This window comes from Microbacterium sp. 2MCAF23, assembly GCF_052115565.1.
Lineage (GTDB): Bacteria > Actinomycetota > Actinomycetes > Actinomycetales > Microbacteriaceae > Microbacterium.
On the sequence record NZ_JBFRGY010000002.1, the window covers coordinates 204,617 to 217,632 of the forward strand.

Consider the following 13,016-nt stretch of genomic DNA (forward strand, 5'->3'; position numbering starts at 1 on the left):
AGCCTGCGCACCGGCGGGATTGTGCGGACGGATCGCGCGTGTTCCGGCGTCGCGACCCTGATATGCTTGCACGGCACCCCGTCTGTCGGGGTGACTACGCGTGCCCACAGCGTTCAACGTGGCGAACACTCCACAGGTCTCTCGCAGGAGAGCGGAGTGTCGCCGGGCACCAGGATCGCCGATCACCCGATCGGCAGCACAACCTCAACGAACAAGGAGTACGACCATGGCCGTCGTCACCATCCGCCAGCTGCTCGACAGCGGCGTTCACTTCGGACACCAGACCCGCCGGTGGAACCCGAAGGTGAAGCGCTTCATCCTCACGGAGCGCAGCGGGATCCACATCATCGACCTGCAGCAGTCGCTGGGCTACATCGACAAGGCCTACGACTTCGTCAAGGAGACGGTCGCACACGGCGGCACCATCCTCTTCGTGGGCACCAAGAAGCAGGCGCAGGAGATCCTCGCCGAGCAGGCCACGCGCGTGGGGCAGCCCTACGTCAACCAGCGCTGGCTCGGTGGCCTCCTCACCAACTTCACCACCATCGCGAAGCGTCTCGCCCGCATGAAGGAGCTCGAGGAGCTCGACTACGAGAACCCGGCCGCATCGGGCTTCACGAAGAAGGAGCTGCTGCTCAAGAAGCGCGAGCTCGACAAGCTGCACAAGTCGCTGGGCGGTATCCGCAACCTGACCAAGACCCCGTCGGCCCTGTGGGTCGTCGACGCCAAGCGCGAGCACCTCGCCATCGACGAGGCCAAGAAGCTCGGCATCCCGGTGATCGGCATCCTCGACACCAACGCCGACCCGGACGACTTCCAGTACCCGATCCCCGGCAACGACGACGCGATCCGCTCGGTCTCGCTGCTGACCCGCATCATCGCCGACGCCGCGGCCGAGGGCCTGCAGCTCAAGCACAACCCCGAGGTCGGCGACGCCGAGCCGCTCGCCGAGTGGGAGCAGGAGCTCCTCGAGGCCCCCGCCGCCGACGAGACCCCCGCGGCCGAGGTCGTCGAGGGCGCAGCCGCAGAGGTCGCCGCGACCGAGTCCGCTGCGGACGAGGCCGGCGCCGAGGCGCACGACGAGACGATCGCCGCTGCTGCCGACGAGACGGTGGCCGAGGTCGCCGCCGCCGAGTCGACCGACAAGTAATCGCCTATCGGTCATCTGGCAGAAGCCAGCTGACCGGCATCCACCACGCATACATACGAAGCAAGGAGCCACCACAACATGGCCAACTTCACCATCGCCGACATCAAGGCGCTGCGTGAGCAGCTCGGAACGGGAATGGTCGACACCAAGAAGGCGCTCGAAGAGGCCGACGGAAACGTCGAGAAGGCCGTCGAGATCCTTCGCCTGAAGGGTGCGAAGGGCAACGCCAAGCGCGCTGACCGTTCCACCAGCGAGGGCCTGGTCGTCGCCCGCGAGCAGGACGGCGCCGTGACGCTCGTCGAGCTCGCCTGCGAGACGGACTTCGTCGCGAAGAACGAGCGCTTCATCGCGCTGGCCGACAAGGTCGCCGACGCAGCCGCCGCCATCAAGGCGGACAGCGTCGAGGCCGCCCTCGCGGCGGACGCCGGCGGTCAGACCGTCGAGCAGCTGATCTCCGACGAGGCCGCGATCATCGGCGAGAAGGTCGAACTGCGTCGCGTCGCCACCATCTCCGGCGAGCGGACCGAGGTCTACCTGCACCGCACGAGCAAGGACCTCCCGCCGCAGATCGGCGTCGTCGTCGCCTACACGGGTGACGACGCGGAGACCGCCCGCAGCATCGCGCAGCACATCTCGTTCGCGAACCCCTCTTACCTCACCCGTGAGGACGTCCCGGCCGCGGACGTGGAGAAGGAGCGCGAGATCGTCACCGAGATCTCCCGCAACGAGGGCAAGCCCGAGGCCGCCCTGCCGAAGATCGTCGAGGGTCGCGTGACCGCGTTCTTCAAGCAGGTCGCCCTGCTCGAGCAGGACTACGCCAAGGACAACAAGCTGTCCGTGGGCCAGGTCGCGAAGGACGCCGGTCTGAACGTGACCGGCTTCGCCCGCTTCAAGGTCGGCGCGTAACAGCATCGAAGGGGTTCGGATCCACCAGGATCCGGACCCCTTCGTCATGCCCCGCTCCTGCGCGGGGGCTGCAGACGATATCTTTTCCCAGACGAGAGGAAGTACTCCATGACCGAACGACAGGGGCGACGACGCGTCGTCCTCAAGCTCTCCGGTGAGGCCTTCGGCGGCGGCCAGCTCGGGGTCAACCCCGACATCGTCAGCCAGATCGCGCGAGAGATCGCGGCGGCCACCGACCGGGTCGAGATCGCGGTCGTCGTCGGCGGCGGCAACTTCTTCCGCGGAGCGGAGCTGAGCCAGCGCGGCATGGATCGTGCCCGCGCCGATTACATGGGCATGCTGGGCACGGTCATGAACGCGCTCGCGCTGCAGGACTTCCTCGAGCAGGCGGGTGCGTCGCCGCGCGTGCAGTCCGCGATCGCGATGACCCAGGTCGCCGAGCCGTACCTGCCGCTGCGTGCAGAGCGGCACATGGAGAAGAGCCGCGTCGTGATCTTCGGCGCGGGCGCGGGCCTGCCGTACTTCTCCACGGATACCGTCGCAGCGCAGCGTGCCCTGGAGATCGGCGCCGACGAGGTCCTGGTCGCCAAGAACGGCGTGGACGCGATCTACACGGCCGACCCCAAGAAGGACACCTCGGCGGAGCGGATCGAGGAGATCACCTTCCAGGACGCGCTCGTGCGCGGCCTCAAGGTCGTGGACTCCACGGCGTTCAGCCTGTGCATGGACAACGGCATGGACATGCGCGTGTTCGGCATGGAGCCCGCGGGCAACATCACCCGTGCGCTGCTGGGCGAACCGATCGGAACCCGCGTCATCGCCTGAGAGCATCGGATCCCCGGGCCGCGCCGCTGGGCGTAGGGCCGGGGATCCGCACATCCTCCCCGATAGACTTGAGACGCAACCCCCTGACGAAAAGGAGTCACCGTGATCGCGGATGTCCTCGCCGACACCACCTCCCGCATGCAGCGCGCCGTCGAGGCCGCCAAGGAGGACTTCAGCACGGTGCGCACCGGCCGTGCGAACCCGCAGATGTTCCAGAAGGTCCTGGTGGACTACTACGGCACGCCGACTCCGCTTGCACAGCTCGCATCGCTCGCCAATCCGGAGGCGCGCTCGCTGATCATCACCCCTTACGACAAGACCGCGCTGAAGGCCATCGAGCAGGCGGTCCGCGACATGCCGAACCTGGGCGCGAACCCGACGAACGACGGCAACATCGTGCGCGTCACGATGCCCGAGCTCACGGCCGACCGTCGCAAGGAGTACGTCAAGCTCGTGAAGAGCAAGGGCGAGGACGCGAAGGTGCATGTCCGCGGCATCCGGCGCAAGGCGAAAGATGAGCTGGACGGCCTGAAGAGCGACCTCGGCGAGGATGAGATCGCTCGCGGCGAGAAGGAGCTCGACGCCCTCACGCGCCAGCACGTCGACCTCATCGACGAGGCTGTCAAGCGCAAAGAGGCAGAGCTGCTCGAGGTCTGAGACCGCCTATGAGCACCCCTTCCGGCGACGAGGACGCGTCGAGGATCCCTCCGAGACCGCCGCTTCCGTCGCGCATCCATGACGCTGAGCAGCGCCGCGACGACGAGATCCCACCGCCGCGCGGCCAGGAGAATCCGATCCAGCGCAGTGGCGAGAATCTGCCCCAGCGCAGTGGCGAGAATCTGCCCCAGCGCAGCGGCGAGAACCTGCAGGCGCAGTTCCGTGCAAAGAAGGCTGAGATCGAGACGCACGTCTCGCACGCGCGTGACCAGTTGGATCAGGCGAACGAGCGCATCAAGGAGCGCACCGGGCGCGATCTCGTTGTCGCGACCGGCGTCGGCCTGCTGATCGGCGGTGTGATCCTCGCCTCCCTGCTGCTGGCGAAGTGGTCGTTCGTGGTGATCGGCCTCGCCATCATCCTGATCGCCGTCTGGGAGCTCGTGCTCGCGCTGCGCAGCGGCGGACGCAAGGTCGACCTGTGGCCGCAGCTCGTGCTCGGGGCGGCGCTGGCGGCGGGCGGCTATTTCGCCGAGGCCTGGCTGACCTGGGTGATGCTGTTCGTCGCCGTGTTCGGCGTCGTCGTGTGGCGTCTGGTCGCTCAGATGGTCGCAAAGGACGGGCGCACCTACGGCGACGTCCTCACCGACGCCCTGGCCGGCGGGTTCATCCAGGTGTATGTGCCGTTCCTCGGCGCGCTGATGCTGATGTTGCTGCGTCAGCCCCGCGGAGAGTGGTGGGTGCTCTCGCTCATCGTGGTCGTGGTCGTGGCCGACACCTGCGCCTACGCCTCAGGCCTGCTGTTCGGGCGTGGCGGGCGTCATCCGATGGCGCCTCGCGTCAGCCCCAAGAAGACGTGGGAGGGCTTTGCCGGTGCGGTCCTCGGATCTCTGGTCGCCGGTGCCCTCGTCGGCGTCTTTCTCCTCGGCCTGCCATGGTGGGCCGGCCTCATCGTCGGCGCAGTCCTCGTGGCCTCCGCGACGATCGGCGACCTGGGGGAGTCGCTGCTCAAGCGCGATCTCGGAATCAAGGACATGAGCTCCTGGATCCCCGGGCACGGCGGTCTGCTCGATCGGCTCGACAGCATGCTCCCCTCCGCTGTGGTCGCGCTCGCCCTGTACCTCCTTCTCACCCCTCTGGCGGCAGCATGACCGATTCCGCACGAACCGATCGCGACGCCTCCGGCGCCGCGCCGAGCTTTCCCGTGCTCCCGCGAAGGGAGAAGGGCTATCAGCGCGCCGCTGTCGACACGTTCCTGCTCCGCGCGCGTCGTGCGTTCGAGGACGAGGCGGACGGAATCGGATCCTCCGACATCCGCGCGGCCTCGTTCCCGTTGGTGCGGGGCGGCTATGACATCGCCGCCGTCGACGCCGCGCTGGCCAGGGTCGAGGAGGCATTCGCGCAGCGCGAGCGCGCCCTCGTCGTCTCCACGGACGGCGCCTCCGCCTGGGTCGGGCGGGCGCGCACCGACGCGCAGGTGATCCTGGACCACCTCACCCGACCGCAGGGGCACAAGTTCGCCCGCACCGGGATGCTGACCTTCGGATACCGCGTCGACGAAGTAGATCACGTCGCCAAGCGCATCGTGCGCTTCCTCCGCGACGGCGACGCGCTGACAGCGGAGCAGGTGCGTCAGACCGCGTTCCGGATGCAGCGCCGCGGCTACCGCGAGGAGCAGGTCGATGCGCTCCTCGACGCGACCATCGACGTGCTGCTCGCGATCCGTTGAGCGATTCTCATGGCGAATTCAGGTTCGGCTGGCTAAACTCGGACCCATTGTGACTCCCGATAACGATTCGATTGCGGCGCGCCCCCGAACCGCCGTGCAGAACGACGCAGCCACAGCTCCCCGTCCGGTGGCGAATGCACGCCCCGGTCGGAGTGCGACCTCCGCGGTGCTCGCAGGGCTCGCCGTGGTCGGATTCTCCGTCGCGATCGTGGCTCCCGCCGGGTTCGCGATGTCGGCCTCGGAGCCCGCCCACGCCGCGGCGACCACGGCCTATTCGCTGGCGGCCCGCGACGCGCAGAACATCACCGTCTCCGTGCACGGCGTGACGCCCACCACGCAGACGCGCGATGCGTTCGACGTCTATGTCGCGCCGAAGCCGACTCCGACGCCTGAGCCGGTGGTCGCTTCCAGCGATGACTCCTCCTCTTCTTCCGGTTCATCGGGGGATGCGGGACCGATGTACTACAGCGGCGGCGGCGCGCCGGCGGAGTGGATGGCCGCAGCGGGCATCGCATCCAGCGACTGGGGTTACGTCGACTACATCGTGAGCCGCGAGAGCGGTTGGAACCCGAACGCCACCAACAGCGGATCCGGCGCGTGCGGTCTGGTGCAGGCGCTGCCGTGCAGCAAGGTGCCCGGGAACGGCTATGACCCCGTCGACAACCTGCGCTGGGGCAACGGCTACGCCGTGGGCCGCTACGGCAGCTGGGGCGCCGCCGTGGCGTTCTGGTCCGCCAACAACTGGTGGTGAGCGGCGCTCACCCATGCCACGCCCGCATCGACGACGTCAGGAGCGCCCGCAGGAGGATTCGCTCGACCGGCTGATCGCCGGATGGAAGCGTACAGAGGCGCGGGGCGGCTCGGAGTGGTACGTCCAGCCTCTGACGGCGGCGCAGGCGCAGAAGGAGTACGTGTGCCCGGGCTGTCGGAGCGTGATCCCTGCGCGCACCGCGCATCTGGTGGTCTGGCGCGCGGACGGCGTGCTCGGTGACGCGGCCGACCTGGCCGCTCGGCGGCACTGGCACAACGGCTGCTGGAACAGGAGCTGACGTGGAGATCCGCGGACCTCGCCCTCTGCCCGCGCGACGCGAGGACATCGAACTGCGCACCGCGGACGGGCTGCGCCTCGTCGGCGAACTCGCCCTGCCGCAGGCCGCGGATCCGGTGGCGACGCTCGTCACGCTGCATCCGCTGCCCACCGCGGGCGGCTTCATGGATTCGCACATCCTGCGCAAGGCGGCGGCACGGCTGCCGGCGCTGGCCGATCTCGCCGTGCTGCGCTTCAACACACGCGGTACGAGTTCGCCGAGAGGCTCGAGCGAGGGCGTCTTCGACGGCGGAGCGGCGGAGCGCCACGACGTGACCGCGGCGATGGCGTTCGCGCGGGAGCGCGGCCTGCCCCGGCCATGGCTCGTGGGCTGGTCGTTCGGCACCGAGCTCGCGCTCAAGTACGGCCGCGAGCACGACATCGAGGGCGTCATCCTGCTCTCGCCGCCGTTGCATCGCGCGACCGCCGACGAGGTGGCCGCCTGGGCGCACGACGAGCGGCGCGTGGTGGTCCTGGTCCCCGAGCTCGACGACTATCTGCGTCCGGCCGAGGCCGCGGCGCGGTTCGCAGCGATCCCGCACGTCGAGCTCATCGCCGTGGACGGCGGCAAGCACCTCTGGGTGGGTGAGAGTCAGACTCGTCGCGTGCTGGACGAGATCGTCTCGGCGGTGAACCCCGCCGCACTTCCGCTGCCGCGCGAGTGGCCCGCGGCCTGAGGGCGGCTATCTCTCGTTCATCTTCGGGATGAGCACCTGGCGGTAGATGATCAGGATGCTGGCCGCGACCGGGATCGCGATGAGCGCGCCGAGCAGGCCGAGCAGCGCGCCGCCCGACAGCGCCGCGATCACGACCACGGCTCCGGGCACGGCGACCGCGCGGTTCATCACACGCGGCGAGATGACGTAGGCCTCGATCTGCATGTACACGAGGTAGTAGGCGGCGGCGATCAACCAGGCCCACGGGGGAGACCCGAGCCCGGGGATCAGGCACAGCAGCACGATGAGCGTCGAGCCGGTCAGGGTGCCGACGAGCGGGATCAGGGAGAAGAAGAACGCGATCACTGCGAGCACGATCGGGAAGGGCGCCTGGATGATCGACAGGAAGATGAAGCTCAGCACGCCGTTGATCACGCCCATGGCGACCTGGCCCATGACGTAGTGCCCGACCGAGGCGGTGATCTGCTCGGCGAGATCGATGAAGCGGTCGCGCTTGGAGGCGGGGACGACCTGGTACACGGCGCCCTTGAGCGACGGGATCGCCGCCGTGAAGTAGATCGTCAGGATCAGCACGATGAACGTGCCGCTGATCCCCGCGAAGAGGGCACCTCCGACCACGATCACGCCCTGTCCGATCGAGCTGCTGATATCGCCGAGGTTCTTGTTCAGCCAGTCGTTGACATAGCCGAACACGGTGTCGACGTCGAGATTGGGGAGCAGCCCCTCCAGCCAGTGCTTGAAGTCGGCCATGGCCGTGCCGCTGTTCACGATCTGCGTGATCTGCTGAACGAGCTGGGAGATCTGGGTCACCAGGATGGGGATCACCATCAGCACGATGCCCGCGAACACCCCGAGCACGACCAGGATCGTGATCAGCACGGCCGCCCACCGAGGCAGACGGCGACGGGTCAGCCAGCTCACCATCGGATCCAGGCCGAGGCTCAGGAACAAGGCTGTTCCGACGTACAGCAGGATCGTGGACAGGGATTGCACGCTCTGGATGAGCATGATGCCCAGGCCCACGCCGAGGGTCGCCACCAGGGCGGTGCGGAACGGGTTGTGCAGCTTCATGGGATCCTTCGGGCTGGGCTCTTCAGCGTAACCGGCGCAGCTCACAGAGCCTCAGAGCATCGCCGAACGGCCGTGGCTGAGCGCGCCGAGGGGCCTCTCGTGGCATCCATACAGGTCGTTTCGCTAGTCTGAAACGTCGAGCGGAGATCCCGGGCGCCTGCCCGAGGATCGCGGAGGAGACTTTTCGTGCGTTTTGTATGGGCTGTTCTGGCCTTCGTGCTGGCGGCCGTCCTGATCGGGACGGGCATCGCGCAGCGGACCATCTTCCTCGGCCCGAAGGACGTCGCGGCCGAGCTGGCCGTGAAGGCCCCGCAGGCGTACACGGTGATCGACTCCGCCGTCCTCCGCGCCCACCCGGGGGAGCAGACGCTCGTCGCCCACGGTGACGGCACGATCTTCGTCGCTCAGGCGCGCACCGCCGATCTCGAGGCCTGGCTGAGCGACGCCAGCTACAACCGGATCTCCCTCGCCAAGAACGGCACCACCACCGCGAAGGTGATCGAGCCGACCGTCGCGAGCGACGGCGCGAAGGACGTTCAGCGCAACCCCGCCGGATCCGATCTGTGGCTGGACAGCTTCACCGACAAGAACTCGCTGGTCGATCGGATGCAGGTGCCCGACGGCGTGAGCGTGCTGGTCGCCTCGGACGGGAAGGCCGAGGCGCCCACCGATGTGGTGCTGAAGTGGCCCCTCGACACCGCGACGCCGTGGGCAGGGCCGCTCATGGTCGCGGGAGGCATCCTCTTCCTGGTCGGGCTGGTCCTGTACGTGCTCGCGATCCGGCATTCGCGCAGGGGCCGTGGCCCGCGCCGCAAGGCCCCGCCGCCCCTTCCGGTGACCGAACCCATCGACGTCGCGGACCGCGCCGCCATCGACGCGGCCCCCGAGGCGGACCCCGCTCCAGCTGGGGACCAGGCGTCGCCGGAGTCCGATCAGGCGTCGAGTCAGGACGGCGTCGTGCGCGAGCGCCGTGCCATGGGTCCGAGGCGTCGACGGGCGCTGCTCCTGCTGCCCGCGGTCGGCGTGACCGCCGCTCTGCTCAGCGGTTGCTCGCCGGACATCTGGCCGCATCCCGCGACCTCGCCGACTCCGACGCCGACCGAGACCCAGGCCGTCGAGGCGGGCCAGCAGGCTCCCGCCGTCACCGAGGCGCAGGCAGCACGGATCCTGGAGAGCATCTCGGGCACGCTCGCCGACGCCGACAAGAACCTCGACGCGGCCAAGGCGGGGACCCGCCTGGAGGGCGCGGCCCTCGAGGCGCGCAAGACCGCATATGCCGTGCGCAAGAGCGTCGCCGACTTCTCGCTGCCGGCGACGATCCCGGCCGACAAGGTCAAGATCCTCGTGCCCCAGGCGTACGACTCGTGGCCGCGCACCGTGCTCATGCTCGTCGAGCACGGCAGCGACGACAAGGTCGCCCCGCTGATCATGATGATGACGCAGCCGGATCCGTGGTCCGACTACAAGATCTCCTCGGTCGCCGAGATGCAGGCGTCCGCGAAGCTGCCCAACATGGCTCCTGCGTGGCTGGGCGCCAAGCTCACCCCGCCGGACTCGCCGTTCCTCGTGGCCGCGCCGGATGAGCTGGCCGCGGAGTTCGCGAACGTGATCGATCAGGGCGAGAAGAGCGAGTTCTACGACAAGTTCGACAAGTCGGCGCTCGCCTTCGCCAAGTCCGTGCAGGACAGCCGGGCGACCGTGCTCCAGGCGTTGAAGGACAAGGGCGCCGACGCCACGTCGAGTCTCGCCTTCGCCGCCACCGCCGGCGCCGGCGCGCCCGTCTCCATGTCGAGCATCGACAGCGGCGCGATCGTCTCGGTGACGGTCGACGATTCGCAGACGATCAAGCCGACCAGCACCGACGCCTCGATCAAGAACGTCGACACGAACGGCACCGTGGTGAATGCTCCCGCGAAAGCTCTGACGGGCGTGGACGAGTCGAAGACGGGCTTCGTGTCCGTGTACGGGATGCAGCTGTTCTTCGCCGTGCCCGCGCAGGGATCCGACGACAAGATCACGCTGCTGGCAGCGTCCCAGCAGCTCCAGAGTGTGACGGAGATCAAATGACCGAGCTGTCCGCCGCCGCCCTCCGCGGCGCTGTCGACCTTTCCTCGCTGCGCAATCGCCCGGCCGCACCTGCATCAGGTGCTCCGGACCAGGAGCAGGGCCCGGTGGACGGCGCCGCGATCCCGCTGGTCGTCGACGTCACCGATGCCACCTTCGGGCAGGTGCTGGAGCTGTCGCAGCGCGTTCCCGTGGTCGTCGACCTGTGGGCCGAGTGGTGCGGCCCGTGCAAGCAGCTCAGCCCGGTGCTGGAGAAGGTCGTCACCGAGCTCGCAGGCCGCGTCGTGCTCGCCAAGGTCGACGTGGACGCCAACCCGCAGCTCGCCCAGGGGTTCCGCGCGCAGTCGATCCCGATGGTGGTGGCGCTCGTGGCGGGTCAGCCCGTGCCGCTGTTCACCGGCGCCGTGCCCGAGGAGCAGGTGCGGGAGGTGTTCGCGCAGCTGCTGCAGCTGGCGGCGCAGCACGGCGTGACCGGGACCATCCCGGTCGGCGAAGCCGCTGCCGGGGACGATGCGGCAGAGCCGGTCGAGCAGCCGCTGCCACCGCTGCACCAGGCGGCGTTCGACGCGATCGAGCGCGGGGACTTCGCTGCGGCGATCGAGGCGTACGAGAAGGCTCTGGCGGAGAATCCGCGTGACGAGGAGGCCCGATCGGGCCTCGGGCAGGTCCGGCTGTTGTTCCGCACCCAGGATCTCGACCTGAACGAGGCGCGCGCCGCGGCTGCGGCTGCGCCGACGGACATTCCCGCGCAGTTCGCCGTGGCAGACCTTGACGTCGCAGGCGGCCACGTGGCCGATGCGTTCGACCGGCTTCTCGACTTGTTCACCGCGGTGCCGGCCGACGAGCAGGGCGTCGTCCGCGAGCGCCTCGTCGAGCTGTTCGGCCTGGTCGGCGACGCGGATGCGCGTGTCGTCGCGGCGCGTAAGCGCCTCGCCACACTGCTGTTCTGAGCGGTGCTGCGGCGGCGGTCAGCCGTTGTCCCGCAGCGTCCGCACCCATTCCTCGGTCTCGTGCGGGTGCGTGAACCGCAGGATCGGCAGATCCGGATGCTCTGCGGCGATCTCGGGCATGCGGTCGCGCCACTTGTGCAGTGTCGTGGTCTGCCAGCGCAGGATGTTCTCCTCGGGACCGTGGCGGAGCATGTCCCAGAGCGGCTTCTCGCGGTTGCCGTTCCACAGCTCGGTGCGGCGCACGCTGCGGGAGATCGTCCGCCACAGCAGACGCGTGCGCACGATGCGATACGGATAGTCGAGCCAGATCACCAGGTCTGCGCGCGGGGCGAGGATCGGATCCGTGCCTCTGCTCGAGTACTGCCACTCCGTGACCCAGCTGTCGGTCGCGGCGAACTCCCGTACGTCGTCGAGAAATGTGGGACGCGGAGTCCAGTCGGGCCCGTGGAACAGCGCGTCCATCTCGACATGGCGCAGCCCCAGTGTCGCTGCCAGACGGCGTGCCAGCGTCGTCTTCCCGCTCCCGGTCACGCCTGCGATGAGAGTCCGCCGCGGCGCGGGGGCGGGGTCGGCGGGCACCGGAAGAGGCTAGCATCCGGAATATCCCCGGGAACATGCGGTTGAATCGATGTGTGAGTGAACCCATCTCGATCGACATCTGGTCCGACATCGCCTGCCCCTGGTGCTACATCGGCAAGCGCAATCTCGAGGCGGGTCTCGCCGCCACCGCGGAGGACGAGGACGCGCCGCAGGTGTCGATCACGTTCCACTCCTTCGAGCTCTCGCCGGACACTCCCGTCGACTTCGAGGGCGACGAGGCCGACTTCCTCGCCGGCCACAAGGGGATGCCGCGCGCTCAGGTGGAGCAGATGCTCGACCGCGTGACCGGCGTCGCCAAGGAAGCCGGGCTCGACTACCGCTTCGACCTGCTGCAGCACACGAACACCGTCAAGGCGCACGAGCTCCTGCACCATGCCAAGGCACAGGGACGCCAGCACGACATGGAGGAGCGGCTGATGTCGGCCTACTTCGTCGAGGGACGCCACGTCGGCCGCATCGACGATCTGGCCGACCTCGCCGCCGAGATCGGTCTGGACCGTGAGGCCGCGCTCGAGGCCCTGCAGACGGAGCGGCACCTGGCGGACGTGCGTCAGGATCAGGCGCAGGCTCAGGCCTACGGCATCCAGGGCGTGCCGTTCTTCGTGATCGACGGGCAGTACGGCGTCAGCGGCGCACAGCCGCCGGAGGCGTTCGCGGGCGTGCTGCGCGAGCTGTGGGCGAAGCGCGGCGACACCGCCGAGGTGCTCGAGGGCTGACGCCCCGCCGCCCCCTTCCGATCAGGTGGCGGGGGTGGTCAGGCCAGGGCGTCCTCGATGGCCGCGACGATCTCGGGGTCGTCGGGGACCTGGCGCGGACGGAAGCGCCGCACGGATCCGTCCGGGGCGACGAGGAACTTCTCGAAGTTCCATTCCACCCGCCCCGCCTTGCCGTGACCGTCCTCGGTCTGCTTGAGGGTCTTGTAGAGATCGGCGGCGCCGCGCCCGTTGACCTTGACCTTGTCATTGATCGGGAACGAGATCCCATACGTCGTGGAGCAGAATTCGAGGATCTGGTCCACGGATCCGGGTTCCTGCCCGAAGAACTGGTTGCAGGGAAACCCGACCACGGTGAGGCCCCGGTCGCCGAACCGGCGCTGCAGCTCCTCGAGCTGCGCGTACTGCGGCGTCAGCCCGCACTTCGAGGCGACGTTGACGACCAGCACGGGGCCGGTGCCGTAGTCGTCGAGGGTGCGGGTGCCGCCGTCGGCATCGGTGAAGGGGATCTGGCGCAGCGAGGTGTCGGACATATCCCCAAGCCTAGGAGCGACGGGGATCGGAGGCTTCGGATCTGGGACAATGGACAG

General features: G+C 68.7%; 15 protein-coding genes. 12 read left to right on the top strand and 3 right to left on the bottom strand.

The annotated features are described in order from the left end of the window. Positions 1 to 226: 226 nt before the first annotated feature. The 9 genes from rpsB (at position 227) to AB4078_RS02495 (ending at position 7,028) form a co-directional block, all read left to right on the top strand. Complete coding sequence (gene rpsB / locus AB4078_RS02455) at positions 227 to 1,150, top strand: 30S ribosomal protein S2 (RefSeq protein WP_441975824.1); 924 nt, start codon at positions 227 to 229, stop codon at positions 1,148 to 1,150. Positions 1,151 to 1,228: 78 nt separating this feature from the next. After that, positions 1,229 to 2,056: a translation elongation factor Ts gene (gene tsf, locus AB4078_RS02460; RefSeq protein WP_440731654.1), complete on the top strand. Its 828-nt coding sequence runs from the start codon at positions 1,229 to 1,231 to the stop codon at positions 2,054 to 2,056. A 108-nt stretch (positions 2,057 to 2,164) separates the two neighbouring features. Continuing rightward, on the top strand, positions 2,165 to 2,881 hold the full coding sequence (pyrH, locus tag AB4078_RS02465; protein ID WP_440731655.1) for a UMP kinase: 717 nt from the start codon (positions 2,165 to 2,167) through the stop codon (positions 2,879 to 2,881). Between the two features lie 102 nt (positions 2,882 to 2,983). After that, entirely contained in the window at positions 2,984 to 3,538 is a 555-nt protein-coding gene (frr, locus tag AB4078_RS02470; protein WP_045273202.1) for a ribosome recycling factor, read from the top strand. 8 nt (positions 3,539 to 3,546) lie between these two features. Then, complete coding sequence (locus AB4078_RS02475; protein ID WP_441975825.1) at positions 3,547 to 4,686, top strand: phosphatidate cytidylyltransferase; 1,140 nt, start codon at positions 3,547 to 3,549, stop codon at positions 4,684 to 4,686. Next, complete coding sequence (locus AB4078_RS02480) at positions 4,683 to 5,264, top strand: DivIVA domain-containing protein (protein ID WP_440731657.1); 582 nt, start codon at positions 4,683 to 4,685, stop codon at positions 5,262 to 5,264. The genes AB4078_RS02475 and AB4078_RS02480 overlap by 4 nt, the downstream gene beginning before the upstream one ends. A gap of 94 nt (positions 5,265 to 5,358) precedes the next feature. Then, the gene (locus AB4078_RS02485; protein ID WP_441975826.1) at positions 5,359 to 6,015 is read left to right on the top strand and encodes a transglycosylase SLT domain-containing protein; all 657 of its coding nucleotides are present in this window, start codon (positions 5,359 to 5,361) and stop codon (positions 6,013 to 6,015) included. A gap of 13 nt (positions 6,016 to 6,028) precedes the next feature. Then, a complete protein-coding gene (locus tag AB4078_RS02490; protein ID WP_440731659.1) occupies positions 6,029 to 6,313 on the top strand; it encodes a hypothetical protein in 285 nt (94 codons plus the stop codon). A gap of 1 nt (position 6,314) precedes the next feature. Further along, positions 6,315 to 7,028 (top strand): alpha/beta hydrolase, encoded by a 714-nt coding sequence (locus tag AB4078_RS02495; protein ID WP_441975827.1) that lies wholly within the window; start codon positions 6,315 to 6,317, stop codon positions 7,026 to 7,028. A 6-nt stretch (positions 7,029 to 7,034) separates the two neighbouring features. On the opposite strand, the gene AB4078_RS02500 is transcribed toward AB4078_RS02495, so the two are convergent. Beyond that, the gene (locus AB4078_RS02500; RefSeq protein ID WP_441975828.1) at positions 7,035 to 8,099 is read right to left on the bottom strand and encodes an AI-2E family transporter; all 1,065 of its coding nucleotides are present in this window, start codon (positions 8,097 to 8,099) and stop codon (positions 7,035 to 7,037) included. 186 nt (positions 8,100 to 8,285) lie between these two features. On the opposite strand from AB4078_RS02500, the gene AB4078_RS02505 reads away from it, so the two are divergent. Next, the gene (locus AB4078_RS02505) at positions 8,286 to 10,166 is read left to right on the top strand and encodes a glycosyl transferase (protein WP_441975829.1); all 1,881 of its coding nucleotides are present in this window, start codon (positions 8,286 to 8,288) and stop codon (positions 10,164 to 10,166) included. Next, complete coding sequence (locus AB4078_RS02510; RefSeq protein WP_440731663.1) at positions 10,163 to 11,113, top strand: tetratricopeptide repeat protein; 951 nt, start codon at positions 10,163 to 10,165, stop codon at positions 11,111 to 11,113. The genes AB4078_RS02505 and AB4078_RS02510 overlap by 4 nt, the downstream gene beginning before the upstream one ends. Before the next feature lie 18 nt (positions 11,114 to 11,131). Here the strand turns inward: AB4078_RS02510 and AB4078_RS02515 are convergent, their stop codons facing one another. Then, positions 11,132 to 11,692, bottom strand: a complete 561-nt coding sequence (locus tag AB4078_RS02515; protein WP_441975830.1) for an AAA family ATPase — start codon at positions 11,690 to 11,692, stop codon at positions 11,132 to 11,134. A 53-nt stretch (positions 11,693 to 11,745) separates the two neighbouring features. Here AB4078_RS02515 and AB4078_RS02520 point away from each other — a divergent pair, with 53 nt between their 5' ends. Then, positions 11,746 to 12,429 carry a DsbA family oxidoreductase gene (locus tag AB4078_RS02520; protein ID WP_440731665.1) on the top strand — a complete coding sequence of 228 codons (684 nt, stop codon included), beginning with the start codon at positions 11,746 to 11,748 and terminating at the stop codon, positions 12,427 to 12,429. A gap of 38 nt (positions 12,430 to 12,467) precedes the next feature. On the opposite strand, the gene AB4078_RS02525 is transcribed toward AB4078_RS02520, so the two are convergent. Beyond that, the gene (locus AB4078_RS02525; RefSeq protein ID WP_440731666.1) at positions 12,468 to 12,959 is read right to left on the bottom strand and encodes a glutathione peroxidase; all 492 of its coding nucleotides are present in this window, start codon (positions 12,957 to 12,959) and stop codon (positions 12,468 to 12,470) included. Between the last annotated feature and the right edge of the window lie 57 nt (positions 12,960 to 13,016).

Coding starts and splice junctions, on each gene's coding strand:
- rpsB (WP_441975824.1), top strand. CDS start 227: ATGGCCGTCGTCACCATCCGCCAGCTGCTCGACAGCGGCGTTCACTTC.
- tsf (WP_440731654.1), top strand. CDS start 1,229: ATGGCCAACTTCACCATCGCCGACATCAAGGCGCTGCGTGAGCAGCTC.
- pyrH (WP_440731655.1), top strand. CDS start 2,165: ATGACCGAACGACAGGGGCGACGACGCGTCGTCCTCAAGCTCTCCGGT.
- AB4078_RS02475 (WP_441975825.1), top strand. CDS start 3,547: ATGAGCACCCCTTCCGGCGACGAGGACGCGTCGAGGATCCCTCCGAGA.
- AB4078_RS02480 (WP_440731657.1), top strand. CDS start 4,683: ATGACCGATTCCGCACGAACCGATCGCGACGCCTCCGGCGCCGCGCCG.
- AB4078_RS02490 (WP_440731659.1), top strand. CDS start 6,029: ATGCCACGCCCGCATCGACGACGTCAGGAGCGCCCGCAGGAGGATTCG.
- AB4078_RS02500 (WP_441975828.1), bottom strand. CDS start 8,099: ATGAAGCTGCACAACCCGTTCCGCACCGCCCTGGTGGCGACCCTCGGC.
- AB4078_RS02510 (WP_440731663.1), top strand. CDS start 10,163: ATGACCGAGCTGTCCGCCGCCGCCCTCCGCGGCGCTGTCGACCTTTCC.
- AB4078_RS02525 (WP_440731666.1), bottom strand. CDS start 12,959: ATGTCCGACACCTCGCTGCGCCAGATCCCCTTCACCGATGCCGACGGC.